At 64.1% G+C, this 26,391-nt stretch carries 20 protein-coding genes and 3 pseudogenes; 9 read left to right on the top strand and 14 right to left on the bottom strand.

Annotated elements, in window-relative coordinates; genetic code table 11:
* The first annotated feature begins 90 nt into the window (after window positions 1–90).
* From AC628_RS03345 to AC628_RS03330, 4 genes are all read left to right on the top strand, one after another.
* On the top strand, window positions 91–336 hold the full coding sequence (locus AC628_RS03345; RefSeq protein WP_074125332.1) for a hypothetical protein: 246 nt from the start codon (window positions 91–93) through the stop codon (window positions 334–336).
* A 228-nt stretch (window positions 337–564) separates the two neighbouring features.
* Window positions 565–2,229, top strand: coding sequence for a methanol/ethanol family PQQ-dependent dehydrogenase (locus AC628_RS03340; protein WP_074125331.1), 1,665 nt, complete (start codon window positions 565–567; stop codon window positions 2,227–2,229).
* Between the two features lie 70 nt (window positions 2,230–2,299).
* A complete protein-coding gene (locus AC628_RS03335; RefSeq protein ID WP_245321019.1) occupies window positions 2,300–2,593 on the top strand; it encodes a c-type cytochrome in 294 nt (97 codons plus the stop codon).
* Window positions 2,590–3,528 (top strand): substrate-binding periplasmic protein, encoded by a 939-nt coding sequence (locus AC628_RS03330; protein WP_074125329.1) that lies wholly within the window; start codon window positions 2,590–2,592, stop codon window positions 3,526–3,528. The genes AC628_RS03335 and AC628_RS03330 overlap by 4 nt, the downstream gene beginning before the upstream one ends.
* Window positions 3,529–3,707: 179 nt before the next feature.
* On the opposite strand, the gene AC628_RS03325 is transcribed toward AC628_RS03330, so the two are convergent.
* Window positions 3,708–4,616 (bottom strand): flagellin, encoded by a 909-nt coding sequence (locus tag AC628_RS03325; RefSeq protein WP_074125328.1) that lies wholly within the window; start codon window positions 4,614–4,616, stop codon window positions 3,708–3,710.
* Between the two features lie 45 nt (window positions 4,617–4,661).
* Between AC628_RS03325 and AC628_RS03320 the strand changes: the two genes are divergently transcribed.
* Window positions 4,662–4,997: a hypothetical protein gene (locus tag AC628_RS03320; protein ID WP_210190155.1), complete on the top strand. Its 336-nt coding sequence runs from the start codon at window positions 4,662–4,664 to the stop codon at window positions 4,995–4,997.
* A gap of 14 nt (window positions 4,998–5,011) precedes the next feature.
* Here the strand turns inward: AC628_RS03320 and AC628_RS03315 are convergent, their stop codons facing one another.
* Window positions 5,012–8,047, bottom strand: a complete 3,036-nt coding sequence (locus AC628_RS03315) for an ATP-binding protein (RefSeq protein ID WP_074125327.1) — start codon at window positions 8,045–8,047, stop codon at window positions 5,012–5,014.
* A 291-nt stretch (window positions 8,048–8,338) separates the two neighbouring features.
* Here AC628_RS03315 and AC628_RS03310 point away from each other — a divergent pair, with 291 nt between their 5' ends.
* Entirely contained in the window at window positions 8,339–8,827 is a 489-nt protein-coding gene (locus AC628_RS03310) for a hypothetical protein (RefSeq protein ID WP_050419227.1), read from the top strand.
* A 113-nt stretch (window positions 8,828–8,940) separates the two neighbouring features.
* Here AC628_RS03310 and AC628_RS03305 read toward each other — a convergent pair whose 3' ends face one another.
* The 3 genes from AC628_RS03305 to AC628_RS03295 form a co-directional block, all read right to left on the bottom strand.
* Complete coding sequence (locus AC628_RS03305) at window positions 8,941–9,186, bottom strand: hypothetical protein (protein WP_502689529.1); 246 nt, start codon at window positions 9,184–9,186, stop codon at window positions 8,941–8,943.
* A 365-nt stretch (window positions 9,187–9,551) separates the two neighbouring features.
* Complete coding sequence (locus AC628_RS03300) at window positions 9,552–11,006, bottom strand: short-chain fatty acid transporter (RefSeq protein ID WP_074125326.1); 1,455 nt, start codon at window positions 11,004–11,006, stop codon at window positions 9,552–9,554.
* A 51-nt stretch (window positions 11,007–11,057) separates the two neighbouring features.
* Window positions 11,058–14,459, bottom strand: coding sequence for a molybdopterin-dependent oxidoreductase (locus AC628_RS03295; RefSeq protein ID WP_074125325.1), 3,402 nt, complete (start codon window positions 14,457–14,459; stop codon window positions 11,058–11,060).
* Between the two features lie 143 nt (window positions 14,460–14,602).
* Here AC628_RS03295 and AC628_RS03290 point away from each other — a divergent pair, with 143 nt between their 5' ends.
* Window positions 14,603–15,280, top strand: a complete 678-nt coding sequence (locus AC628_RS03290; RefSeq protein ID WP_074125324.1) for a GntR family transcriptional regulator — start codon at window positions 14,603–14,605, stop codon at window positions 15,278–15,280.
* Window positions 15,281–15,402: 122 nt separating this feature from the next.
* Here AC628_RS03290 and AC628_RS03285 read toward each other — a convergent pair whose 3' ends face one another.
* From AC628_RS03285 to AC628_RS03260, 6 genes and pseudogenes are all read right to left on the bottom strand, one after another.
* Window positions 15,403–16,563: an acyl-CoA dehydrogenase family protein gene (locus AC628_RS03285; protein WP_083632568.1), complete on the bottom strand. Its 1,161-nt coding sequence runs from the start codon at window positions 16,561–16,563 to the stop codon at window positions 15,403–15,405.
* Between the two features lie 126 nt (window positions 16,564–16,689).
* Complete coding sequence (locus tag AC628_RS03280) at window positions 16,690–17,457, bottom strand: crotonase/enoyl-CoA hydratase family protein (protein ID WP_074125322.1); 768 nt, start codon at window positions 17,455–17,457, stop codon at window positions 16,690–16,692.
* Window positions 17,458–17,487: 30 nt separating this feature from the next.
* A complete protein-coding gene (locus AC628_RS03275) occupies window positions 17,488–18,270 on the bottom strand; it encodes an SDR family NAD(P)-dependent oxidoreductase (RefSeq protein ID WP_074125321.1) in 783 nt (260 codons plus the stop codon).
* A gap of 19 nt (window positions 18,271–18,289) precedes the next feature.
* Window positions 18,290–19,540 carry an acetyl-CoA C-acetyltransferase gene (locus AC628_RS03270; RefSeq protein WP_074125320.1) on the bottom strand — a complete coding sequence of 417 codons (1,251 nt, stop codon included), beginning with the start codon at window positions 19,538–19,540 and terminating at the stop codon, window positions 18,290–18,292.
* Between the two features lie 241 nt (window positions 19,541–19,781).
* A pseudogene (locus tag AC628_RS45110) lies at window positions 19,782–20,060 on the bottom strand (helix-turn-helix domain-containing protein); the annotation flags it as partial.
* A 950-nt stretch (window positions 20,061–21,010) separates the two neighbouring features.
* A pseudogene (locus AC628_RS03260) lies at window positions 21,011–21,562 on the bottom strand (ATP-binding cassette domain-containing protein); the annotation flags it as partial.
* Between the two features lie 9 nt (window positions 21,563–21,571).
* On the opposite strand from AC628_RS03260, the pseudogene AC628_RS03255 reads away from it, so the two are divergent.
* A pseudogene (locus AC628_RS03255) lies at window positions 21,572–22,447 on the top strand (LysR family transcriptional regulator).
* Between the two features lie 87 nt (window positions 22,448–22,534).
* Window positions 22,535–23,023, top strand: a complete 489-nt coding sequence (locus AC628_RS03250; RefSeq protein ID WP_279708442.1) for a deoxycytidylate deaminase — start codon at window positions 22,535–22,537, stop codon at window positions 23,021–23,023.
* A gap of 26 nt (window positions 23,024–23,049) precedes the next feature.
* On the opposite strand, the gene upp is transcribed toward AC628_RS03250, so the two are convergent.
* The 3 genes from upp to AC628_RS03235 are packed head-to-tail and all read right to left on the bottom strand — an operon-like array spanning window position 23,050 to window position 26,185.
* Window positions 23,050–23,679: a uracil phosphoribosyltransferase gene (upp, locus tag AC628_RS03245; protein WP_074125318.1), complete on the bottom strand. Its 630-nt coding sequence runs from the start codon at window positions 23,677–23,679 to the stop codon at window positions 23,050–23,052.
* 14 nt (window positions 23,680–23,693) lie between these two features.
* Window positions 23,694–24,929 carry a URC4/urg3 family protein gene (locus tag AC628_RS03240; protein ID WP_143201423.1) on the bottom strand — a complete coding sequence of 412 codons (1,236 nt, stop codon included), beginning with the start codon at window positions 24,927–24,929 and terminating at the stop codon, window positions 23,694–23,696.
* An 8-nt stretch (window positions 24,930–24,937) separates the two neighbouring features.
* A complete protein-coding gene (locus AC628_RS03235; RefSeq protein WP_050419254.1) occupies window positions 24,938–26,185 on the bottom strand; it encodes a GTP cyclohydrolase II in 1,248 nt (415 codons plus the stop codon).
* Window positions 26,186–26,391 lie beyond the last annotated feature (206 nt).

Here is a 26,391-nt window from a genome sequence, read left to right as displayed (position 1 = left end):
TGTCGGGTTTCGGGTGGAAACGGACGGCCTGAAGCATCATCGATGGCGCTCCGTCGATTGCATTGGCGCCAGAACGCGCGAGGTGACCCCATGAGCGATATTTGCAGGACCATGTTGGGCTGCGTCGTTGCGCTCGGTCTGATTGCGCCCGTCTCCGCGCAGAACCGGGCCCCCGTCCCATCGGCGGAAGCGATCCAGCCGCGGGTGCTCACCGGCAAGGAGCGGCTCGGACGCAAATGGACCGACGAGCAGCGCATCGACAATTGCAATGTGCCGCCGGACAAGCGCGGCACCAAGCCGCGGCCAAGTGCCTGCCCTCATGCACCGTCGAGCTGATCGAACCGTTCGCGCTGCGGCATAAGTGCGAACTGCGCGGTGGCGTTGTGTATTCCGCGCGACGGTAAGCCACGGACGCATCAGCAAAAAACTGACACGATCGACCGGCCTCCGGCGGTGGCTGGGGTTCGTTCACGTTTTCGTATTGACCCGTTTTGGTTTCAGGCCGATGGTTCCATCCGCAACGTCAGGAATAGGCGTGCAGCAAAGGTTCATTGGGAGGATAGGATGAGACGCATTGCGCTGGCCGCAAGCCTCGTGATTCTTGCATCGTATGGTGCAAGCGCTCAGACCAACGAGCAGTTGGTCAAGGGTGCGACTGATACGTCGAACGTTCTCAATTACGGAATGGGTTACAACCTTCAGCGCTTCTCGACGCTGAACCAGATCAACAAGGACACCGTCAAGAATCTGGTGCCGGTCTGGAACTACAGCCTGAACGACGACCGCAGCGAGGAATCGCAGCCGCTCGTCTACCAGGGCGTCCTCTACGTCACCACGCACAACGCCACGATCGCGATCGACGCCAAGACCGGCAAGCAGATCTGGAAGACCAAGGTCGAATATCCCGCCGAGACGCCGCGCATCGTCTGCTGCGGTATCATCAATCGCGGCGCCGCCCTCTATGACGGCAAGCTGTTCCGCACCACGCTCGACGCCAATGTGATCGCGCTCGATGCCAAGACCGGCAAGGAGCTGTGGCGCGAGAAGGCAGCGGATATCAAGGAAGGCTACTCGATGACGGTGGCGCCGCTGGTCGCCGACGGCGTCGTGATCACCGGCATCTCGGGCGCTGAATTCGGCACCCGCGGCTTCATCGACGGCTGGGATCCCGCGACCGGCAAGAAGCTCTGGCGGACCTACTCGATCCCGACCCCGGACGAGCCCGGTGGAGACACCTGGAAGGGCGATACCTGGAAGCTCGGCGGCGGGTCGACCTGGATCACTGGCTCCTACGATGCCGAATTGAACACGGTGTATTGGGGCATCGGCAATCCCGGACCGTTCAACTCGGCGGTGCGTCCCGGCGACAACCTCTACACCTGCTCGGTGCTCGCGCTCGATCCGAAGACCGGCAAGATCAAGTGGCACTACCAGTTCTCGCCGAACAACCCGTTCGACTACGACTCGGTGGCCGAGATGGTCCTCGCCGACATGAACGTCGAGGGCAAGCCGACCAAGGTGCTGATGGATGCCAACCGCAACGGCTTCTTCTACGTGCTCGACCGCACCAACGGGAAGCTGCTCGCGGCCAATCCTTATGTGAACGTCAACTGGGCCACCGGCGTCGACCTGAAGACCGGACGGCCGATCGAGACCGACGTCGCCAAGGATGCGCGTGACGGCAAGAAGGTCACGGTCTACCCGTCGATCCTCGGCGGCAAGAACTGGGAGCCGATGTCGTTCAATCCGCAGACCGGCCTCGCCTACGCCAACACGCTCGCCTTCGGCGGCAAGTACAAGGCCGAGCCGGTGACGTTCAAGCAGGGCGAATGGTATCTCGGCATGGACCTCACCGACCCCTGGGAATGGGGCACCGGACCGCGCGGCCATCTCAAGGCGATCGATCCGATGACCGGCAAGGCGAAGTGGGAAGCGCCGAGCGATATTCCGCGCTTCTCCGGCGTGCTCTCCACCGCCGGCGGCGTGGTGTTCTCCGGTCAGCTGACCGGCGAATTCGAGGCGTTCGACGCCGACACCGGCAAGAAGCTCTGGCAGTTCCAGACCGGCTCGGGCATCGAAGGACAACCCGTGACCTGGCAGCAGGACGGCGTGCAGTATGTCGCCGTCACCTCGGGCTATGGCGGCGTCTATTCGCTGTTCTCGGGCGACGAGCGGCTTGCCAAGGTGCCCCCCGGCGGCTCGGTGTGGGTTTTCGCGGTCAAGAACTGAGCGCGGAGCACACGTGACTGAAAGAGTAACCCTGTTGACGGCGGCGATCTTCGCCGCCGTCGCGGCGGCCTTGATCACCTTGATCCCGGCGGCCGCGCAGCAAGCCGGTGCAATCGACCTTGAAGGTCAGGCCGACCAGGGCAAGGTCACCTACGCCAAGAACTGCTCGCATTGCCATGGACCCAACATGGTCAACTCCGGCACCATCACGCCGGACCTGCGCGCATTTGCCGGCGACAAGACCCGCTTCGTGACCACCGTGAAGCAAGGCAAGAACGGCAAGATGCCGCCCTGGGCCGATATCCTGAGCGAGCAGGAGATCGCCGACGTCTGGGCCTTCCTGTCGAGCCGGAGGCCCCAATGAGGGGCCTGCTTGCCGGCGTTGCGACGGCCCTGCTTGTTGGCATGACCGCGGCAGCGCATGCCGCCGACGCGCCGCTCAAGGTTTGCCTCGACGAGGATCTGCCGCCCTTGTCGGCGCATCATCGCGGCAAGCCGGATGCCGGCTTCGACGTCGCGCTTGCGCAGGTCATTGCCGAGCGGCTCGGACGTCCGCTCAATATCCAATGGTTCGAGAGCAAGCTCGACGAGGATTCGAGCCCGGCGCTGGAAGCCAATGCCCTGCTGTCGGACGGGCGCTGCTCGCTGGTCGGCGGCTATGCGCTCACCACGGATTCGCTGAAGGCGCCCGGCGTCACGACGGCCAAGCTGCCGGACTTCGATGGCGCCACCCGCGACGATCGCCGTCGCCGGATCCCGATCGGGGTGCTGGTGCCGAGCCAGCCCTATATCTATTCCGCGATGACCGTCGTGCTCGGTCCCAAGGCCAGGGACAAGATCAAGGAGCGCAAGATCACCGATATCGGCGATCTCGCCGGCCTTCGCCTGACGATCGAAAGCGGCACGCTGGGCGATGCCATCCTGATGACCTTCGACAAGGGAAAACTGATCGAAGACATCACCCATCTGGTCCCCGGCCGCAGCGATCTGCTCGGAGAACTGGAGCGCGGCGAATACGACGCCACGCTGCTTGATCTGCGCCGGTTCGACGCTTACCGCGCGAGCCATCCGGATACCAAGATCACGGCGTCGGGATATTACTATCCGATCGGCGCCAATCGCGGTTACGTTGCGCTCGAAACCGACAAGGCGCTGCTGGAGGCCGTCAACAAGGTGCTGTCCGATCTGCAAGCCAAGGGCACCATCGCCGAACTTGGCAAGGCGGCAGGCCTCACGTGGCTGCCCCCGCGCGAGCCGATCATCCTCGGCGATGTCTGGCTGAAGATCCTGAACCGCTAGCGCTTATCGCAGCTCGGGAGGCGACTGCCATCCACATTATTGCACACGCTCTTTCCGCGTCATTGCGAGCGAAGCGAAGCAATCCATGGCGCCGCAAGCGAAGACATGGATTGCTTCGTCGCTAACGCTCCTCGCAATGACGGGGAAGAGATCAGGATCATGACGCGGATGTGAGCCCGCTATCGCAGGTAGCTCGCGAGGTTCATGCTCTGGATCTTGGAGATCGCCGAATAGGACGCCGTCAGCTGCGCCTGATAGGTCGAAAGCTGCGCCGTCACCGCAGCGACGTCGACGCAGGTGAGGTTGGTCGACAGGGTCTTCGCAAAATTCTGGTAGTCGCTCTGGTCGGTGCTGGCGGTCTCGATCTGCGACGCCGCGGTCGAAAGCTTTGCCTGCACCGTGGACGTTGCACCCGGCGCAGTGCTGGCGAGGTCCAGTGCCTGCGAGATACCGCTCGACGTCAACGTCGTGCTGTTGCCGACGTATTTCAACAGCCGCATGACCTGCTCGAACGCCGGGTTGTCGGCGGTGACGCCGTAGGAAATCGACTGGCTGTCCGAGACGCGCACCGACGCGATCTCGCTGTCGCCCTTGTAGTAGCTGGTATCCGACGCCGTCAGCGAGCCGGTGCCGGTGTCGAAGCTCGTCAGATTCGCAGGCGCCGTGTCGGTACGGGCGCCGCTGAAGACATACTCGCCGTCGTACTGGGTGTTGAGCAACCCCTGCATCTGCGACATCGCCTGCTGGGCGTAGTTGATCACCGATGCCGTCGCCGTGCTGCTGCCGGTGGTGGCCGCGCTGAGCTGGGTCCGCAGCTGCGTGATGATATCGGTCACCGAGCCGACCGCCGAATACATCGCCTGCACCTTGTTGTCGGCGAGATTGCTGGCATCGATATAGGACTGAGCCCGCGTCACCGAGACCTGCAGATTGATCACGCGGCCGGCGCCGGAACCGTAACTACCGGAATCCTCGGATTGCAGCCCGGAGGACTCCTGCACCTGCTCATTGGCCATCGCCGCCTGCAGGCGCAGCGCGCTTGATATCATCTGGTCCGACTGCGCAAAGGTGGCGACGCGCATCATCATGACAACGCCCTCACACTCAACCTGTGCATTCCCGACAGGATCAGCGTGCGCGGGCTCGAGCAGATCGCCTATGTGCGGCTTGCCCATCTGTTCTGGCGGATGTCGCGCGAACTCGCCCGGGATCCCTCACCGCTGCACGAATTGGAAATCGCCTGGTGCGGCGTCAAGAGCACCCGACAGATGTACCGCGACGTGTGCGAGCTGCCCGCCGGCATCAGCCCAGCCGAGCTGGCCCGCCGGATCCGCGCCTTTCACGACGACTTCCGCGCCATTCCGCTGACTGTCTCCGTGCACGGCGTCCGCTTCCAGCTGGCGACGACCGCCAAGCAGGCACCCGAGGCGCCGCAGGTGGTGTCGCCGCCCCTCGCCGCGGCTTCCTAGCGGCGCGAGACGCTTCACTGGGAATCGGCGAGCATTCCGTTCAGAAGCGCTTCGGCCCGCTGCAGCAGCGGCTTCGCGCCACTGTCCGATGCAATCGCGATCGCCGTACGCAACTGGTGGAGAACCAGGTTCCTCTCGTTCTCATTCGTGGCTGGCGATATCGTTGCCTCGCTGAACAGCGCCTCGGCTTCCAGACCTGAAAAGCCCTGCTGCCGCGCGGTGTTGCGCACCTCGCGCAGCATGTTCAGCGCAGCCCGTGTATCGCCGAGCCGGTTGACAGCGAGCGCCAGATAGATCGAGGCTCGCAGCACAATCGAGGTGTAGCCGACCGATCTGGCTTCTTCCCGGGCTTCAATGAGCGTCAGCCGCGCTTCATCGAGACGCCCCTGCTCCAGATATGCGATGCCAAGATGGCACGTGACAACCGGCACGAAGAGGCGAATTCCATACTTCTGCGTGAGCGCGAAAGCCTCCCCCAGGATGTCAGCTGCTCCCTCGGGATTGCCCTGGCCGAGCATCAGGAAGCCGCCGCTATACCCCGCGGCAACGCGATCAAACGGTCGATTGCTCTCATCGGCGATCGCGGCCGCGCGCTCGTGAAATTCGATGCCGGTGTCGATCTCTCCCAGAGTCGTGTGGGTCACGCTCTTCATCATGCAACACAGCAACAGCAGTGTTCTCGGCGTCGTTCCGGGCGGTGCGCTGGCATCCGGCCCGGAAAGGCGGAGGCACGCCTGTCCCAGCATCTGCTCAGCTTCACGGAAGCGGCCAGCGATGAAGTAGGCCTGGCCAAGGCTGTATTGAGCCAGGTTGAGCCAACCGGGATTGCCCCATTCAGCGGCCAGGCGAGCAACCTCCTCGCCGGTTTCGATTGCCTCGATAGGCGTGCCGTAGAAGTTCTGGGCCCCAGACCTGACCGCCATCGCCGCGACCTTCCGTCCGATATCGTCGACTGCGTTGGCGCGCCCCTCCGCGTCCCTTCCGAGATCGAACCATTCGGCGACCTTGCCGGCGCTCATGAACGCCGTGCGCGCCTCGATGCGAAGGTCGATCGCATCCGCTTCGCGCGAGCGAGCGAACGGCGTCTTGTCGAGCGCGGCCATCGCGATCTCGAAGTAGTTGGTCGCATCGGCAAATGCCGATCGTGCCAGGCTCTTGCGCGCGGCGGTTCTGCCGTAGGCGAAGGCCTTTTGCCAATCCTTCGCCCGCATTGCGTGATAGCAGAGCTTGCTGGGCTCTTCGTACGAACTGCCATTGCCTTCCAGTGTCGCAAGAATCCGTGCGTGGACGCTCTCGCGCAGCTTTTCGACCATCGAGTCGTAGGTCACCTGGCGAACCATCTCGTGCGGGAATTCGAGCAAGCCGTCCTGCTCGACATCGATCCTCACGAGAAATTCGACACGATCGAGCGCCGTCAGGCAGCGCTGAAAAGCCTCTTGCGGCAGGCCGGACACCTCACGCAGCAAGGATTCCGTCGAAGACGGGCCCAACGCCGCCGCGATCTGCAACAGCGCGCGCTCCTCCTTCGATATGCGATCCAGACGCGTGGCGATAACGCCCTGAATGCTGCTCGGAATCCCGAGATCACCGACCGGACGCGCAAGCGCCAGTTCACCCCAATGGCCCCGGAGGATTCCGCTGTCCTTGAGGCTGCGACAAACCTCCTCAATGAACAGCGGTACGCTCGCCGTATGAAGAACGACGCGGTTCTTCAGATCAGCCATGTTCGCCGACGAGCCCAGGATGTCGTCCAGCATCTCGCGTCCGGCATCCTCATCGAGCGAACGCAACGCCGTGACTTCAGCATTGCTGCGCTCGACCCAATCCGGAATTCCATTGGGCCGGCTGGTCAGCAGCACCAGAAGGCCGGGTGCCCTCAGCGAAGCGAGGGCCGCCATCACGGTCTCGCTGGCGCGATCGATCCAGTGTAGATCCTCGATGAGGATCACCGCGCGCCGGCGGACGACCAGGCCTTCGACTATCGCACAGCATGCTTCGCTGATCGCACGGCCGCGTGCGTGCAGCTCCAGCTCGCCCCATTCCGGATCCGATATCGGGCGGTCGAGCACGGCATCGATGGCCGAACGCTGAATCGCGGTCAGTTTGGTCAAGCCGTCCGCGTCCGCTGCGGCTCCCTCCAGGATCGAGAGCAACAGGGCCTTGAGTGTGCTGAACGGCGCGCCTTGAAGATTCGGGCTGCATTCGGCGTGGATGGGAAGCCACCCCTCCCGGGTGAGCTGGTCTACGAACTCATGCACCAGCCGCGATTTCCCGATCCCGGGATCGCCGATCAAGAGCGCCGTTTGCCGATCAGGGTCGGCATCGTGCGCCAACTGCCTGAGCCGCGCCGTTTCCTTCAGCCGGTTGACGAACCGCGCAACGCTTCGTGCCCTGCGCACCCGCCAACTGGAGACATCCGTTGCGCTGGCGACGCGGTAGATCGGTAAGGGTTCGCTAAATCCCTTGAGTTGCTTCCGACCCAGATATTCAAACTGAACGTTGCCCTCGGCAAGGTTCTGACAGGCTTCGGACGCGTAGATCTGGTTCGGCTCGGCGACCGCTTCAAGCCGCGCCGCAAGATGCTGCGCCGCCCCGCCGATCTCGTAAACCTTGGAGTACTCGCTGGCGACCATATAGGTCACCACCCGCCCCGAATGGAGCCCGACCCGGACCTGGAGCCTCGGATCTCCCAAACCTGCGACCCGTCGAACCAGTTCGATCGCCGCATGGCAGGCCAGCGGCGCGTGGTTGTCGTCAGCGATCGGCGCGCCAAATACCGCGGCGAGCCCATCACCCAGCTCCTTGCTGACGATGCCGCCGAACTGGCGCACGGCGCCTCGCATCGCGATCAGGGCCGGCTCCAGGCGCGAGACCGCCTCTTCCGGGTCCAAATCCGCGACAAGCCCCGTCGAGTCGACCACGTCGGCGCGAAGGATCGTCACAAATCGTTGTTCGCTATCGGGGTCCGCGCGCTTAGCTACCGCAGCACCGCATTTGGCGCACCAATTGTCGTCCGCTCCGATCGTCGACTGGCATGCAAAGCAAAGCATTCCCCTGCTCTCAAAGGCTACTGCGGTATCGCCGGCTCCCCCCGGTGAGCAGCCTAGGGTAGAGATTACCCATCGGGACCTGCTTATCAATCCGGACGTGCAATCCACTTGCATCCGCGCCAACCCGAGAGGTTGTCGAACTAGACGGGATACAGTCTTGAGTGGTAGGTCGGGGCGCGAGAGAAATCGGAAGGCGCAACTGGAGCCGCCGGACTATTCGATCGACGTACCAGCGTTGCATAATTTACGTATAGCCAGAGCAATTCAAAGTTGCAATGAAAGGGAAATCCTATGGGCGGAAGAGTATTCAATAATCAACAATTTAAAGATCACATCAACGCGCACTACTATCCTTTGCAGAACATGATCAAGAGCGTCGCTATACTTAAGGCGTCGGATCATATCGACATCGAGACGCTGGAATATGGCCAATATCAGCCGATCCTGTCGCCCAGGGACCAGTGGCCGGGCGGAAGCGGCAAGCGGTGGCAGCGGGAGATGGGCAAGGCGCGCCTGGACCTGGCCACGCAGGCTAGTACCGCCCCCCTCTCCAAGGACGAAGCCGGGGTCGTGCCGCTGACGAAATGCGCCCTGCTGGATGCCAGCGTCCGCAAGTGCTTCAACTCCGAACCGCCGATCCCGATCAAGATCGACGTCAAGGAGCAGGACAAGAACGCGCCGAACGCCGATCGGCACGACATCCTGCTGGTCTGGGAGCACGCGAACGGTGACGATCAGCCGCCGACGCTTCTGCTGCTGACGATGGTCTGCCCGGCCTAGCTCCTGATCGCGGGCGGCACCTCCTTACAATCGGCTTTGCACCAACGGCGGCTGCCTGATGGCAGCCGTGCCGGCGTGGCCGCACCGATCATCTGCCTCGCTTCAATCCGCTTTCAGCTGCCGGCGCCCGGCGCTGGTCTCGATGACGCCGGGCGGCGCTGCTGCAACAGCGCCCTCACCGCGCGCTCCGCGGCGCGCGCGGAGCCGAAGTGGCCGCCGTCGAGGCCGTCAAAGGCGCGGTCCGAGGAGAAAAAGCAGAAGCCGCTGCTATCGCCGACAACGATACCTGCGGTGCGATCCGAGACTTCAATGATGTAGGCTTTGGATATTTGGGCTTGGGACATCTGGGCTTGGGACATGCGTGCTCACGCGCCGAAGAACGGCGTTCCTATCTGATTGTCGGGTGCTCTGGATTTTTGAAGCGATCAACAACAGACGCCGGTCGCCGCCGAGACGCAGCGATGCTGCATGCGGCTTCGCATGTCGCACATCAGGCTGCGGTGGTTATGTCTCATTGCGGTGACCTTCAACACGGATATCGCGCATCAATATCCAGCCGAACCGCGCGGCGGTCAATGAAATGGCAGTCCAAAGATGACGGTCCGGCGCGATACCTCAGTCGCGACGGCCCGGAAAACAGCACAGATTTGGTGATATCGGCAGCGGGCCGCCGAATTACGGGAACGGCCGGGCACCCTGCGTCCTGGTGCCCGGCCGCGATCGCTCAGGGCAGGATCGGCGGGTGATAGGTGAAGGTCGCCATCAGGATCGCGGCCAGCAGCATCACGATCGGGAAGTGGATGAAGAACTGCACCGACGTATAACCGATCAGATCCTTCGACTTCAGGCCGAGAATGCCGAGCAGCGGCAGCATCCAGAACGGGTTGATGAAGTTCGGCAGCGTCTCGGCGATGTTGTAGACCATGACCGTCCAGCCCAGATGCGCGCCGATGTCGTTGGCCGCCTTCATGATGTAGGGGGCCTCGATGATCCACTTGCCGCCGGCCGACGGCACGAAGAAGCCGAGCAGTGCCGAATAGATTCCGACCAGGAACGAGAACACGGTGGAATTGCTGGAGGCGCCGACGAACCAGTGCGCGATCGTGTCCGACAGCATGGTGCCGCTGCTGTTCGGCACCCTGGTCAGGATCTGGGCGATGCCGGCGTAGAACGGAAACTGCAGCAGTACGCCGGACACGCTCGGCATCGCCTTGGAAAAGGACTCGATCAGGCTGCGCGGCCGCCAGTGCAGCACGATGCCGAGAATGAGGAAGACGAAATTGTAGGTGTTGAGTCCCGACAGCGTGATCAGCGGATTGCCCGACTGGAACGTCTGCCACAGCCAGCCGGCGGCAAGCAGCGCGATCAGGATCGTCAGCAGCGGACTGAACTCCAGCCAGTCGCCCGGACGCGCCGGCTTCCTGGCTTCGATGCGATCATTGTCGAGCGCAACGCCGAGGTCTTCCGCCGTCTTCGCCCGCTCCGCCGCCGGCGTGGTGAAATAGCAGATCGCCGCGGATACGACGCTCACCATCACGACGGTGACCATGTTCTGCCAGGTCAGGATGGTTTCCGAGAAGCCGATCACGCCGGTGATCGGCAGGAGCGATGCCGGAATGCTGCCGGCATTGGCCTGCAGCTGCGCGGCAGACGACGTGATGCCGAGGGTGAAGCCGCAGCCGAGCCCGAGATAGCCGGCCGCGCCGGCCGCCCGGTAATCGAGCCGGATATCCGTGCGCCGCGCGATCTCCCGCACCAGCAGGCCGGAGAAGATCAGGCTGAGGCCCCAGTTCAGCAGCGAGAGAAAGATACTCAGAATCCCGACGAAGACCACCGCGCCACGCCCGGTCTTCGGTACGCTCGCAAGCCGCGCCAGCACGGCTGCGACCGGCGGCGACATCGCCACGACGTAACCGCCGATCGCAACCAGGGCCATCTGCATCGTGAAGGGAATCAGATTCCAGAACCCGTCGCCAAACGCGCGGCTGACGGCGAGCGGCGAACCGCCGTGCAGGATCGCGCCGGCGGCGACCGCAATCACGGCGATCAGGACGAAGACATACGCATCCGGAAACCAGCGCTCGGCGAACGCCACCAGGGCTTGCGAAAACCGCGCCATGATGTTGTCCGCGACAGGTTTTCGCAGGCTCACGGTTTGGTCGTGCGTTGCATTCGTCATCAATCTGATCCCCTTCCGGTGATGCGGTTCGTTTCAATCCTGATTGGTCATTCAAAGTGCGAGCGTGAGATCGGTGAGCGGCACGGCCTGGCAGGTGAGACATTGTCCCTCGCTGCCATCGACCGGACCGAGATGGGTGAACTCCCCATCGACCACCTCGACCGCGCAGCTTTCGCACTGCCCGACACGGCAGCCGCTCGGCAGCGCGACGCCTGCCGCACTCGCCGCGTCGAGCAGCGTCCCCTGCTCTGGTCCCCAGGAAAAGCTCTGCTTGCTGCTCGCAAGCCGGATGGTGCGCGGCGCGAGGTCGCCCGGCACCGATGGCGGCGACACGAAGCTTTCAGCGAAAATGTCGAACCGCGGAATACCGAGCGCCGCTGCGGCCTCGATTTGCGCCGTGACGAAATCCGGCGAGCCGCAGATGTAGACCAGCGGCCGGCGCGTCAGCAACGCCTTGACCTGCGCAAGATCGATCCGCCCCTTGCGCAACCAATGCGGATCGACGGAGTCCTGCGGCAACGGCGCCGAGTAGAAGGTCACGCGCGTCAGCCCCGGCGTGGCCGCTTCCAGCTCCGCGAGCCGCCGCGCGAACGGATGCTCGCGGCTGCTCCGGCAGCCGTGGAGCAGCAGGACATCGGCGACGCGATCCTGCGGCGCTGCGTGTTGCAGCGTCTCGAGATGGCTGATGAACGGCGTGATGCCGATGCCCGCCGCGAGGAAGACCAGCGGCCGCGGCCCTTTCAATGGCGGGGTGAAGATGCCGCCCGGCGGCTCCAGCAGAACCTCATCTCCGACGGCAAGCCCATGCAGACGATCCGGCATGAAGAACGGCGCGTCGTCGCCCTTGGCTTCGTCGAAGAAGCGTCCCTTCACCGCGATCGACAACGCTTGCGGCAGATCGCCCAATCCGGTCAACGAATAGGCCCGCGCCTCGGTGGCACCGGGCAACGCGATCATCACGTGTTGGCCCGGTAAGAACTCGGGCAGCGGACCGCCGTCAAGCGGCAGCAGGCTGAGGGCAATCACGTTATCGGCCTCGGCGCGGCGCTCACCGACCACGAACCGCCGCTGGCCGCTCCAGACGCCGCGGCTGGCAACGCCGTCGCGCCTGATATCGCAGACGATGGCGCGCAGCGGGACGGAGCCGCTGACCGGATCGCGCGCGTCGTCATGCAGCACCGCGTTGATATTGCGTGTGAGAACGCCTGCCGCAGCCGAGCGATCGCGGCCGAGCGGCGGGCAATCCTCCCACCAGCCGAATTCGGCGACAACGACCCGCGTGTCGAGCGCCGCATTGAGCCGCACCTTCAGGCGCACGGCGCCGCCCTGTGTTTCCACCACGGCCCAATCGCCTTCCACCAGCCCGCGCTGCGCGGCGAGTTGCGGGCTGATCTCGACGGCCGGGTCGGGCGACTTCCGCCGCAGCGAGGCGACATGCCGCCAGGAGGAGTGAATGAACCAGCCGCTCTTGGCGGTGGAGAGCACGAGCGGAAAGCGTTCGTCCGCGGCCGCCGTGAGCGGGCTGCCGACCGGTTCGACATGATCGGGCAACGGATCATACCCGTGTCCCAGCATCAGCTCCGAATAGATCTCGACGCGGCGCGTCGGCGTCGCAAAGCCCGCCGCCGTGCCGTCCTCGCGCGTGACGGCATATTTCTCATTGCGGAAGGCCTGCGGGAAGCGCCGTCCCTCGGGATGACCGCGCAGATCCGCGACGCCAATGCCGAGCGGTGCCAGCTGATAGTTCCAGCCGGCCTCGATGTCGCCGCCGAAGAACAACTCGTCCATGCCGAGCTTGAGCGCGAGCGCGGCGGCGATCTCGTAGTCGGCCTTCACCGCACCGACCGGCTCGACCATGCGCGGGCGAAACTGCACGGTCTCGACGGCTTGCTGCGTGATCTCGAACCCGATCTTGAGCGCGTCGCGCTCCCACGGCGTGCTGGCCGGCAGAACGAAATCGGCGCTCTCCGCGGTCGGGTTCATGAACATGTCGATATGAACCTGGAATTCCAGCGCGTTCAGCGCGGCCTTGTTGCGCTCGGAATGGCCCTGCGAGACGACGAAGTTGGTGCCGAAGGCGACCAGTGCGCGTACTTGGTAAGGCTCACCGTCGAGCACGGCCCGGCTGAAATCGCGCGCCGTGATCCAGCCCTTCGCCGGCGGGCCGAGCGGCAATTCGGCAAGACCAAGCGCTTTGGCCTGCTGCTCTGGCGGCAGGATATTGTAGTCGTTGAGGGCACGCGTCGGCGGCGGCACCGGCCAGCGATTGCCGCCGGGCCGATCGCAGGCGCCGGTCAGCGCGTAGAGCGACGCGATCGTGCGCTCGATCGCAGTTGCATTGGTGTGCTGCCCGACGCCGGTCCAGGAATGATAGGCAAGCCGAGGCCGCGTAGCGAGCAGCGCGTAGAACGCCTCGATGTCCTCGACATCAAGCCATGTCAGTTCCGCCACCCGTTCCGGTGTGTAAGGCGCAGCGCGCTCGGCGAGCAATTCGAACGCGGTTGCCGCCGAAATCATCCGGCCATCGCGCGCACGGATCGACAGCGCGCCACGAAGCTGGCCGCCGCGCTCCGGCGCATAGCGCGTGTCGCAAGGTACCGGCGAGCCCGACGCATCGAGACGAACGAAAGCATCCGGCGCGCCGTCCGGCCACAGCGCGTCGGCACGGAGGAAACGTCCGGTGGCGCGATCGACCAGCAGCGATCCGTTGGTCCACGCATCGACGAAGTCCGTATCGAAGCTGCCGGTCGCGATGAGATGGCGGATCGCGCCCATCGCGAGCGCGCCATCGGCGCCCGGACGGATGCGCAGCCAGAGATCGGCCTGCTGACCCGAACCGTTCGGCTTGGGATCGACCACGACAACCTTGGCGCCGCGCCGCCGCGCGTCGGCGATCCGCGTCGCCTGGGCGAGCCAGGTGCGCGCGGGGTTGTGGCCCCACAGGATGATCGCATCGGCATTGTCGTAATCGGGAAAGCCGATGCCGCGGCCGAAGGTCAGCGCGTGCGCAAAGTCCTTGTGCCAGCCGCAGATCTCGACTGCATAGATCAGATTGGGGCTGCCAAAGCCGCGGATGAAGCGCTCGACCCATTCAAAGCTGTCGACCATCGGCGTGCCGCTCGGCGTGGTGACGCCGAACGCCACCGCCTCGGCGCCGCTCTCGGTGCGGATCGCGCGGAGCCGGTCGGCGATCTCGGTCAACGCCTCGTCCCAGGACACCTCGACCCAGCCCGGATCGGCGGCGTCACGCGGACGAGTTCGCTTGAGCGGGACGGTCAGACGGCGCGGGCTGGCGACGATTTCAGGGGCCGCCCGGCCCTTGGCGCAAAGTGCACCGCCGGTTGGATGGTTACTTAATACCTCCACACCGACAAGGCGCCCGTCCTCGACGACGGTGACAGCACCGCAGCGCGAGCGACAAAGCGTGCAATAGCCGGGTAGCCGCTGTTTCACCGCCGTCTCACCGTCAAGTCAGCCCATGTGACGCATTTTTGTAATGCGTTACACATTTACGTCATACGCTACCGGTCTCGTCAAGGCTAAGTAATAATCAGGGACGAATCGGAGTTCCCGGCGAGAGGCGGCTGCGACCACCCATGGACCAGAATTTGCGCGAACAGGTGCTGCAGCGGGTGCGCGCCGAGATCATTTCGGGGCAAAGCCTGCCCGGCACGATGTATTCGGTGCCGAGCCTCGCCGCGAGCCTCGGCGTCTCCTCGACGCCGGTGCGCGAGGCCCTGCTCGAGCTCAGCCGCGGCGGGCTGGTCGAGCCGATGCGCAACCGCGGCTTCAAGGTCGTCGAGCCGACGCTGACCGAGCTGCGCAATCTGTTCGACATGCGCGAGGTGCTGGAGCTGCACGCCGCCGTGCTGGTCGCCGCCAATCCGCCAAAGGATCTGCCAGCCGTACGCGGTTGGGCCGATGAGATCGCGAGGGCCGTCGAGACCGACGACGTCCAGCTCTATCTGGAAGCCGACCGCGCCTATCATCGTGAGTTCATCGCCGCTGCCGGCAACGATCTGCTGACCGAGATGGTGATGGGCCTGCGCGACAAGATGCGGCTCTACGGCATCAGCTCCCGCGCCGGCCACGAGCGGCAGCAGGCCTCGGTGCCCGAGCACTACCGGCTGATCGAACTCGCACTCGCCGGCGAGACCGAGGCGCTGCCGACGCTGCTGCGCAGCCACATCCGCTCCTGGGAGCCAATCTTCGTCGATGCGTTGATGCGGTCCAAGGAGCATGCGCGCGAGCCGCTCAGGCAGGCGCGTGGCTAACGTGGGGAGATAGGCGGTCGCGGTGACCGGCTAAAGCGCGATGAGATTAAGTCATCGCGCTATAGCCCTTTATTTGAGCATGATCTTTTCGGAAAACCGCTTCGCATTTTTCCGGATCATGCTTAGTCCAGAATGCTCTTGTAGTGCTCCGAGAAGACATCGCGGCCGATGATGAGCCGCATCACTTCCGAGCTTCCGGCCAGGATCCGATTGACGCGCGCATCGGTGAACATCCGGCTGATCGGATATTCATCCATATAGCCTGCGCCGCCGTGCAGCTGCACGCCGAGGTCGAGCATCTTCCACTCGACCTCCGACGACATCATCTTGGCCTTGGCGCCCATGTTGCTGGTCAGGCGCCCCGCGTTGTGCTCGGCGACGCAGTGATCGACATAGACTTGCACGAGATCGATTTCGGCATCCATCTCCGCCATGCGGAACTGGGTGTTCTGCTGCTCGGCGAGCGGCCGGCCGAACAGCTTGCGATCCATCACGTAAGCGCGCGTGATGTCGAACGCCTTGCGTCCGTTGGCGATCGATCCGACCGCGGAGATCAGCCGCTCCTCGGCAAGGCCTTCCATGAGGTAGTAGAAGCCCCTGCCCGGTTCTCCCAGCACGTTGGCCTTGGGCACCTTCACGTTCTGGAAGAACAGCTCGGCGGTGTCCTGCGCCGGCATGCCCATCTTCTTGAGATTGCGGCCGCGCTCAAAACCTTCCATGCCGCGCTCGACGATCAGAAGCACCATGGCGTGTTTCTTCTCGGCACCTGCGAGCTTGGCGGCCACGATCACCACATCCGAATTGATGCCGTTGGAGATGTAGGTCTTCGAGCCGTTGAGCAGGAAATGATCGCCCTTGTCCTCCGCCGTCGTGCGCATGCCGGCGAGGTCCGAGCCCGCGCCGGGCTCGGTCATCGCGATCGCCAGGATGGTCTCGCCGCTGACGCATTTCGGCAGGAAGCGGTCGCGCTGCTCCTCGGTGCCGAAGCGCTTGAAATAGGAACCGACCAGGCGGCTGTGCAGCGTATTGAACCAGCCCTTGCAGCCCGAGCGCGCGGTCTCCTCGATGATGATCTGCTCATAGCGGAAGTCCTCATCGCCCATTCCGCCGTATTTTTCCTCAGGCCAGATCATCAGGAAGCCGAGGTCGCCGGCCTTCTTGAACGCGCTGCGGTCGACGATGCCGGCCTCCCGCCACTCCTCCATATGGGGCGTGATCTCGCTGGCGAGGAACTTGCGGTAGGAGTCGCGGAAGATGACCTGGTCTTCGGTAAAGCTGCGCATCATTCACCCAATAGCGCTCTCAAGCGGCGCGAATCCGGCCGGCGCAAGGCGCGGCCTCACAAAAAAACGGAGCGCCGGTTCTGCTGCAATCAAAACCGGCGCTCCCTGATCGAAACAGTCGCTGCCTTACTTGCCCTTCCAGTTCGGCGCGCGTTTTTCTGCGAAGGCAGCAGCACCCTCGCGGGCATCCTCGGACACGAAGACAGGACCGACGATCTCCTGCTGCTTCTTCCACATCTGGTCTTCCGGCCAGAGCCGGGATTCGACGATCACCTGCTTGGATGCCTTGACGGCGAGTGGTCCGTTGGCGCCGATCGCAGCCGCAAGCTCGAGCGCGGCGTCGAGCGCCGGGCCGTCGGTGACGCGGTTGATGATGCCGAGTTGGTGCGCACGCTCGGCGCCGAAGAACTCGCCCGTCAGTGCGAACTCCATCGCCACACGGATCGGCATCTGCCGCGGCATGCGGATCAGCCCACCGGCCGCAGCCGCCAGTCCGCGCTTCACCTCGGGGATGCCGAACTTGGCGTTGCGGTTGGCGACGATCATGTCGCACGACAGCGCGATCTCCATCCCGCCGGCGAGCGCGTAGCCGTCGACCGCCGCGATCAGCGGCTTCTTCGGCGGCGCCTCGGTGAGGCCGGCGAAGCCGCGGCCCGGGATCGACGGCCGCTCGCCCTTCAGGAATCCCTTGAGGTCCATGCCCGAGCAGAACGTGCCGCCGGCGCCGGTGATGATGCCGACGCTCAGGGCATCATCGGCGTCGAGCCGGTCGATCGCCGCGGCTACGCCCTTGGACAGGGCGAGGTTGGCGGCGTTCTTGGCTTCCGGCCGATTCAGCGTGATGATCAGGATCGGTCCGCGGACTTCAGTGAGGACCGGCGTTTCTTCGGACATCGCTTCGTCTCCTGTTGCCGTGGCAAATGCCTAGCGCGGGGCCATGCGGATGGCGCCGTCGAGGCGGACGTCTTCACCGTTGAAGTAGCCGTTGGTGATCATCGTCAGCGCCAGCTGTGCATATTCCTCGGGCATGCCGAGACGCTTCGGGAACGGCACCGACGCGCTGAGCGCGGCCTTGACGTTCTCCGGGGCGCCCTGCAGCAGCGGCGTGTTGAAGATGCCCGGCAGGATGGTGTTGACGCGGATGCCCTCGGCCATCAGGTCGCGCGCGATCGGCAGGGTCATGCCGACGACGCCGGCCTTGGAGGCCGAATAGGCCGCCTGCCCCATCTGGCCATCCTCGGCCGCGACGGAAGCGGTGTTCACAACCGCTCCACGCTCGCCGTGCTCCAGCGGAGACAGCGACAGCATGCCCTGCGCCGACTTGGCGATGCAGCGGAAGGTGCCGACCAGGTTGATCTGGATGATGCGGTTGAAGGCATCGATCGGGAAGTGCGTGGGCTCGCCGGTCTTCTTGTCCCGACCGGCGGTCTTCACCGCGTTGCCGGTGCCGGCGCAGTTCACCAGGATGCGCTCCTGGCCGTGCGCCGCGCGGGCCTTGGCGAAGCCCGCATCGACCAGCTCGTCGGAGGTAACATCGACCTTGCAGAACACACCGCCGATTTCCTTGGCGATGGCTTCGCCCTTCTCTTCGTTGAAGTCGAAGATCGCGACCTTCACGCCCTGCGCGGCGAGCGCGCGCGCGGTGGCTGCGCCGAGGCCGGACGCGCCGCCGGTGACGACGGCGGCGACCGATGAATCGAGTTTCATTTGCGTTATCCTTTCGCGATCAGAGGCGTTCGATGATGATGGCCGGCGCCATGCCGCCGGCGGCGCACATGGTGACCAAGCCATAACGACCGCCGCTGCGCTCGAGTTCGTCGAGCGCGGTGCCGATCAGGATCGATCCAGTCGCGCCGATCGGGTGACCGAGCGCAATCGAGCCGCCATTGATGTTGACCTTCTCGCGGTCGAGCTCGAGGTCGCGGATGAACTTCTCGGCGACGACGGCGAACGCCTCGTTGATCTCCCAGACATCGATGTCGTTCTTGGTCAGGCCGGCCTTGGCGAGAACCTTCTTGGCCGCCGGAACCGGCGCGTTGAGCATCAAGGTCGGATCGTCACCCTGATTGGCATAGGCGACGATGCGGCCGCGCGGCTTGAGGCCGTGCTTCTCGGCATATTCCTTCGACGTGATCAGGACAGCGGCGGCGCCGTCCACCACGCCCGAGCTGTTGCCGGCATGATGCACGCCCTTCCACTCGAGGCCCGGATAGCGGCGCTGGATCTGCTTCTTGAAGGTCACGCCGTTGCCGAGATCGAAATCGGCAAGCTGCTCGAAACTTGGCTTCAGCGAAGCAAGGCCTTCGGCGGTGGTCTCGGGGCGCGGAAACTCTTCACGACCGAGCGCAACGCTCCCGTCGTCGTTGAGAACGGGGATCACCGACTTGGCGAAGCGGCCTTCATCGATCGCCCGCTTGGCGCGCTGCTGGCTCGTCAGCGCCAACGCATCGCAGGCCTCGCGGCTGATCCCCTCGCGCGTCGCGATGGCGTCGCCGCACACGCCCTGGTGCGACTGTGGGTGAATCTCGTCAAGCGCCGGATTGCCCGAACCCATCATCCGCGCCGGCTGCCCCGCCTTGGAGCGCTCGGCTGCGAGGGTCTGCTGGTAGCTCATCATCTCGGTGCCACCGGCGATGACGCAATCTTCCATGCCCGACATCACCGACGCTGCCGCGAGGTTCACCGAGGTGATGCCGCCGCCGCAGAAGCGATCCAAGGTCGTGCCGCTGGCGTTGATGTCGTAGCCGGCGGCGAGCGCCGACATGCGGCCGAGATCGCCGCCCTGCTTGCCTTCCTGAGTCGAGGTCGACCAGATGATGTCATCGACGGTCGCGGTATCAAGCTTGTTGCGCGCCTTGAGCGCGGCGAGCACGGTTGCCGCCAGATGCTGCGGATGCAGGTGCGACAGCGCGCCCTTGCCCGGCTTGCCGATGCCGCGCGGCGTGCGCACCGCGTCGATGATGTATGCTTCAGACATGCGTTTCCCTCTGCTTTGGATGTTTCTTGACTGTGGCTCGCGCCGATTGGGCCGGACCGTTTCCGCTGAGTCTTTTACTCCGGAACCGACCGACGCGTCAGCGGTGTGGCGTCACCGCAAGCGGCGCGGCAACCGGATTGCGCTGATCTTCGAAGTAACGCGAGTTGATCAGCATGGACGGTTGCGCCGTCTCGCGCTCCCGCTCGTCGGCGCAGGCGGGCTTGTCGCATCCCTCTGCAAACAGCGGGACACTCGGCGCGGCCGCGTGCGGACCGAGAGCATATTTCTGCTCTTGCGGCAGATAGATCAATTGGCCGATCTGGGTGAGGGTCAATGTGAGACGGGAGACCGTCGAGCGCGGAAGGCCGCACCGGTCGGCGATTTCCCGATTACCGAGGCGTATGCTTCGGCCTTCGAAGCAACGCACGATGTCGAATGCGCGTGACACCACCTGGATCACGCGCCGGTTGTCCGTGCCGGCGGTCTCTTGCGCCATCAGTACCTCAGATCGACGTCCCATCGTTTACGCCTCACTCCTCAGTTTGCGTTCGGGTGAACGGAGCCATTCCGGTTCGGGCAGGACACGCCGATCCGCGACATCGTTGTCGCGCGTGCAGCGCCACGCGGCGCTCGCGCGAGCGGACCTGCATCAAGGATCTGACCGCAGGCGCCCGGTCTTCCAGCCCAGTGAAGCCGCGACCGCGGGGCGAGCAGCTTCGGATATCGATGGCCGGCCGGCATCAGGCGGATTCTTTCCCTAGGGTTTCAGACCTTAATTAATTGATTAATTAGTCAGGTGATTAAAGTGGGCGCTTCCCCCTGTCAACTGTCGTTGCCGCAGGGCGCCCCGCGCTCGGATGGGACCTCACGCATCGTCCGGCGGCGGCCGATCCGGCGCGACGAACTTCAGACCGGTGCCGGACGGTGATCGAACGAAACGCGCGAGCTGGCGCAAAACCGGTCGCGGACTCATGTCATCGGTCCGCGCGGCGATTGCGGACACCGCAAGACGAACATGCAGGACGGATGAGATCGGAGGTCAGGAAATATCGTGAGACGCGAACAGGGGCAGCCGGATTGTCCGAATAGACGCGACTGCCGGCCGGAATGACCGCTACGAGGGCTAAACCTAAGCTTTGAAAGCTTGGTGGGCGCACCAGGGCTCGAACCTGGGACTCGCTGATTAAGAGTCAGCGACGGGTGAGTATAATCAATGACTTGCGGGTCGCATCGCTGGGCTTATCCGACGGAAAATGGGCTTTCGTCGCAGGATCACGGTGCTTTGCAGCACCTGCCCACGACCGCACCCTCCAGCCTTTCGCGTCCAACTGGACGCGCGAGCTCAGACCCAAAGGATTCCGAAACGTCAACGCGATCCTGGACGCACTCCGTTCCGACGCGCCGAGGTAGGATCTGACCTCCCTACTCGATCGTTATGCTCGATCCCGACCGACGCTCTGGGGTTGTCGGGGGGGGGGGGGGCGGGCTCGGCACGTCACCGCTGAGGATGATGGGACTGCGCTCGACGCCGGGCTCCGGCAGCGGTACTGCGGAGAGCAGAGCCTTGGTATAGGGATGTCCCGGCGCGGCAAAGATCTCTCGCCGCGGCGCCACCTCGACGAGCTTGCCGGGATACATCACTGCGACGCGATGGGTCATGTGCTCGACGATCGCGAGGTCGTGGCTGATGAAAAGCAGAGCGAGGCCGAACTCGCGCTGGAGATCCTGCAGGAGATTGACGATCTGCGCCTTCACCGAGACATCGAGCGCGGAGACCGCTTCGTCGCAGACGATCAATTAAGGTTCAGCCGCAAGCGCCCGGGCGATTCCGATACTCTGACGCTGGCCGCCGGAGAATTCGTGGGGCCTTCGGCTCAGCGCCTCGCGCGGCAAGCTGACGGTGTCCATCAGCGCTGTGACGCGCGCCTCAAGATCGGCCGCGGACTTGGCGAGGCCGAAATTGCGGATCGGCTCGGCCAGGATGTCGCTCACGCGCATGCGCGGATTGAGGCTTGAGAACGGACCCCATCAGTGACGGCGTCTCGCCGCGCGCGATCTCGCCACCGGACCACGGTCGCGGCGGCGGACGAGCTGGCGCTGTCGCAGACTGCGGTGAGCAACGCGCTGAAGACGATGGAAGCGCAGGCGGGCTTTTGCGCTGTTCGAACGCGTCAACAACCACCTGTTTCCGACCGTCGAGGCGATGGCGCTCTACAAGGAAAGCGAGGCGATCTTCGCCCTGCATGCCAAGCTCGAAAATCGCGTGCGCGACTTGAGGGAGAACCGGTCGGGACATCTGTCGATCGTGGCAACCCCGCCGCTCGCCTACAGCATCATCCCGTCCGCGTTATCGAGATTCCTGCGCCGCTGTCCCGAGACACCGGTGTTTTTCGATGTCCGCCGCTACGAAGGCATCAAGGAGGCGTGCTCAGCCATGTAGCCGAACTCGGCTTCGCACTCGGCCTGGCGCATCATCCGGGCACTGCGCATGAGGTGGTTCATTCCGGCGAAATGGCCTGCGTGCTGCCGCCGCAACATCCGCTGGCCGGACAGCCGATCGTCTCCGCAGCCGACCTGGTCGGCCTGCCCTTCATCGGGCTCGAGCGAGGCACCCGCCTCGGTAAAGCCGTGCGTGACAGCTTTGCCCGAGCCGGCGCGCCGTTCCAGCCGACCGTCGAAGTGCACTATTGCAATACGGCCTGCGTGCTGGCGGCCGCTGGCGTCGGTGCGGCCGTCGTCGATCCCTTCTCTCCGCGCCAAGGCGGCAGCAACGTTCTTGTCGTGCGCCCCTTCGCGCCCAAGACACTCGCTGTCGCCTACATGCTATGGTCGGAGGCAGAGCCCTTGTCGCGGTTGGCGAAGGCGTTCCTGAGCGAAGTTCGGCAGGCGAGCCGGTTGCTGGACTGAATGCGGCAAAGAAGGCACGAGGAAACCGGCTGTTGACTTTTTTAGCGCCTGTTTGATGCTGGGCGCACGTTAGCGAGGTCGGACGAATTGCGAGACAGGAAGTGGGATGAGCGGTTCATGCTTCTGGCGCATCATTTGGCGCACTGGAGCATTGAAAAGGGACGCCGCGTGGGCGCCGTCGTGGTCGGGCCCGATTATGAGATCCGCTCGACCGGGTACAATGGCCTGCCACGCGGGGTCAACGATGCGGTGGAAGAGCGGCACTCCCGTATCACCGGCGCAAAATACGTCTGGAGCTGCCATGCCGAGCAGAACGCCATTTTCAACGCTGCGCGCATCGGGATAGCACTCAAGGGCTGCACGATCTACGTGCCCTGGTTCCCCTGCGTGGAATGCACCAAGGCGATTATCCAATCGGGCATATCGGAGGTGGTCGGCTATGAGCCTGACCGGCCGAATTCCAACTGGTCCCAGGATTTTGCGATTGCCGGTACGATGCTGAAGGAAGCAAACGTCGCGGTACGGTTCATTCCGAGGCTCGCAGAGCTGCCGGATGTTTCCGACGAAAGCGATTGATCGCCGAATCCTCCGACCAGCCTCGACTATCGAGTCCCGTAGGCACGGTCACCCGCATCGCCAAGGCCCGGCAGGATGAAGGCGTTTTCGTCCAGCCCTTCGTCGATCGCGGCAAGCCAGATTGGAACATCCGGGTGAATGCCGCGCATGCGTTCGACCCCTTCAGGAGCGGCGATCAGACTGACCAACCGGATGTCGTTGGCACCACGCTCCTTCAGCCGGTCCACCGCCGCGACGGACAGATTGGCTGTCGCCAGCACCGGGGAAATCACGATCACGAGTCTCTCGTGCAGATCGCTCGGCGCCTTGAAAAAATACTCCACGGCCACGAATGTTTCGGGCTCGCGATAAAGGCCGATATGGGCGACACGCGCCGTCGGCACGAGGTCCAGCATGCCTTCCGCAAAAGTGACACCGGCGCGCAACACAGGTGCGAACACCAGTTTCTTGCCTGATATCTCCGGCGATTTCATTTTCGCCAGCGGTGTCTCGATCTCGACATCCGCCAGTGGCAGATCGCGGGTCACTTCGTAGCAGAGAAGCATCCCGATTTCCTTGAGGAGTTCTCGAAACGACTTGGTCGAGGTGTCCTTGCTGCGCAACAGTGTCAGCTTGTGCTGTACCAGCGGGTGGCTAACGATCGTGACGCCTTCCATACCGAGCCTCTGCCCTAAAACACCGTACCATCGCTGATGATCTTGATCGGAGGCGACGCGTCGGCGCGGCGCTCACGCGCCAGCCGTCGGCCCGCAGCCCAGGTTCCTCCTTCGAGGATTTTCGCCAGCGGCAGCGCGTTTGCGTCGAGCCCGAGACGACGCCGCACATCATCCGCGACGCGGTCGAGCAACGCCACCGTCAGCCCCCGCCATTCCACAACAAGCGGCGAAGCGACATCATGCTCCCGGAATGCATCGCCCTCGTCGCAGAATGTCAGCACGCCATTGTCGAGGAAAAGACCACCGTTTCGGTACTCGGCAAGGCCGGTCAACCCATCGATATCGGTCACGGCAATGCCGGCATTCTGCAGCGGCTCGATCAGCGAATAGGCCAACCACTGCGAAAGCTTGTGCAACGGCATGAGCTGGCTGGTCACATCGTCAGTCGCCAGGACCGGATGCTTCCAGCAATCACCGAGCGCGATCCCGCCAAGCCTCAGTCGCGACGGCCAGATCGGCCCAAGCTCCGTCAAAAGCTCCGACAGTATCGTCGGCGCGGGAAGTCTGCGATCGTCGGTCAGCGATGCCAGCCGATCGAACAGCCCGCCGGGCCGCGGCGTATCGCAGCTGCCGAAGACATCGGACTTCGCGGCCACCAGGCGGCCGAGGCTGCGCAACAGATTCACCCTGCCGTCGACGCCGACCAGCGGATTGGCGTCCGACACCTGCATGCCGCGTGCGAGGTCGGTCACGGATAGATTCGCGAGCACCTCGGCATCGGCGCGAAGCGGCTGCCGCGGATCGGAGGAGAATGCGCCAGCAGCAAACATCGCAAGCGAGACCAGTCCCAATCCCTCCGAACGGCCAATCGCCGATCCGGTCACAGGGTCGTGGTAACGCCATGATGGCCCGGCGCCGGCGTCGAGAAAGACGCTGACCATGGCCAGATCGAATTCGGCACGGGCCCGTGCCGCGGAATCCTGCCATGCGATCCGGTCAGCCAGGGCCGTCCAGCGATCGGCACCGTCACTAGAAAAATGCCGCCAGCGCGAATGAAACGGCACGGCCAGCGACGGATACGCCTTTCGCGTGGTCTCCACCACCAGTTCGGCCGTCGCATCCATGCGGTCGAGGTCGACGTGGAAGTTCGGCAGCCGGTCCTCGAGGCCGACGGCAAGAAGCTTGTGCGCGCGCTCCCGCACCGCGCCTGCATTGAGCAACGACAGGGCCGCCGACGCCTCGGGACTCACAGCCGCGCTCAATACTTGTCGAGCGAGCGGCCGACGAAGTCCCGCTCGGTTGGCTCCTCGGCCGAGTAGTAGCCGGCCGCCTTCTTGGCGACGATCTCCACTTGGGCATCGGCCGGCACCAGATCGTCGGGGATCGGCACACGCTCGACGATGTCGATGCCTTGGCTCACCAGCGCGTCATACTTCATGTCGCTCATCGAAACGAAGCGATCGATCCGCTTCAGTCCGAGCCAGTGCACGACATCAGGCATCAACTGCTGGAATCGGGCATCCTGAACCCCCGCGACGCATTCGGTACGTTCGAAATACTGGGCGGCGGCATCGCCGCCGTCCTGCCGCTTTCGCGCATTGTAGACTAGGAATTTGGTCACCTCACCGAGGGCGCGACCTTCCTTGCGGTTGTAGATGATGATGCCGAGCCCGCCGGTCTGTCCGGCGCGCACGCATTCCTCGATGCCGTGCAGCAGATATGGGCGGCAGGTGCAGATGTCCGAGCCGAACACGTCGGAGCCGTTGCATTCGTCATGCACGCGGCAGGTGATTCTGGTGCGATGGTCCGGCAGTTTGGCGACATCGCCGAACAAATAGGCCGTGGTGCCACCGATCGGCGGCAGGAACACGTGAAGGTCAGGCCGTGTCACCAGTTCCGGAAACATGCCGGCCGTCTGCTCGAACAATTGCCGGCGCAGATTGCTTTCGGTCGTGGCGAAGCGCGCTGCGATTCCGGGCAGATACCAGACCGGGTCGATCGCGATCTTGACAACGGAGACGCTGCCACTCTCGTGAACGACAACACCGTCACGCTTGAGCCGACCGGCGGCGATCGCCGCATGTAACTCGGGCAAATCGAGGCGGGCGCGGGTAACGGCAATGCTCGGACGGATATCGACGCCCTCGGCGATCTCTTTCGCGAACGCCTCTGCAGCCAGGTGTCCCCATGGATCGAGCGAGACGATCCGGTTCGGATCGGTCCATTGCGGGAATGGCCCAACCGTGGCGGCAGGTTGCGTATTGGTCAGGTCCGGACGCCGGATCGGATCGAGTGCGCCCGACGAGACCGCCAGCGCGCGATAGATCGAATAGGAGCCGCTGTGGGTGCCGATGACATTGCGCTGCTGGGGACGTGAAACCGTCCCGATCACCGGCCCGCGCTCACGCGCCGTGGCCGCTCCCCAATGAATCGGGAAATCGATCTTCGCGCCCGGCGCCGGATGGGATGTAATCCGGATATGATCAGTTCGATTAGAGCGAGTCATCGCGCACCAACGGATATCGACTGACGGCCGGGCGGACAGGCCCGGTTGCCGGCAATCGGGGGATTCTCCAGTATGGCCGAATCGCGCCTGAAGACAACGGCCGTTTCGGAGAGCGCGGGCATTAACAGCAGAGTTTACGACGCGATCATGACCTTTGCAGCGATGCGCGCCCCCGTTTGCCCGCCCAATGAACGAAGCGGCACCCG

It is taken from the genome of Bradyrhizobium sp. NAS96.2, from assembly GCF_001908235.1.
Taxonomy (GTDB): domain Bacteria; phylum Pseudomonadota; class Alphaproteobacteria; order Rhizobiales; family Xanthobacteraceae; genus Bradyrhizobium.
The sequence above is the reverse complement of the archived record's forward strand: the minus strand, read 5'-3'. Positions and strand labels throughout refer to the sequence as shown.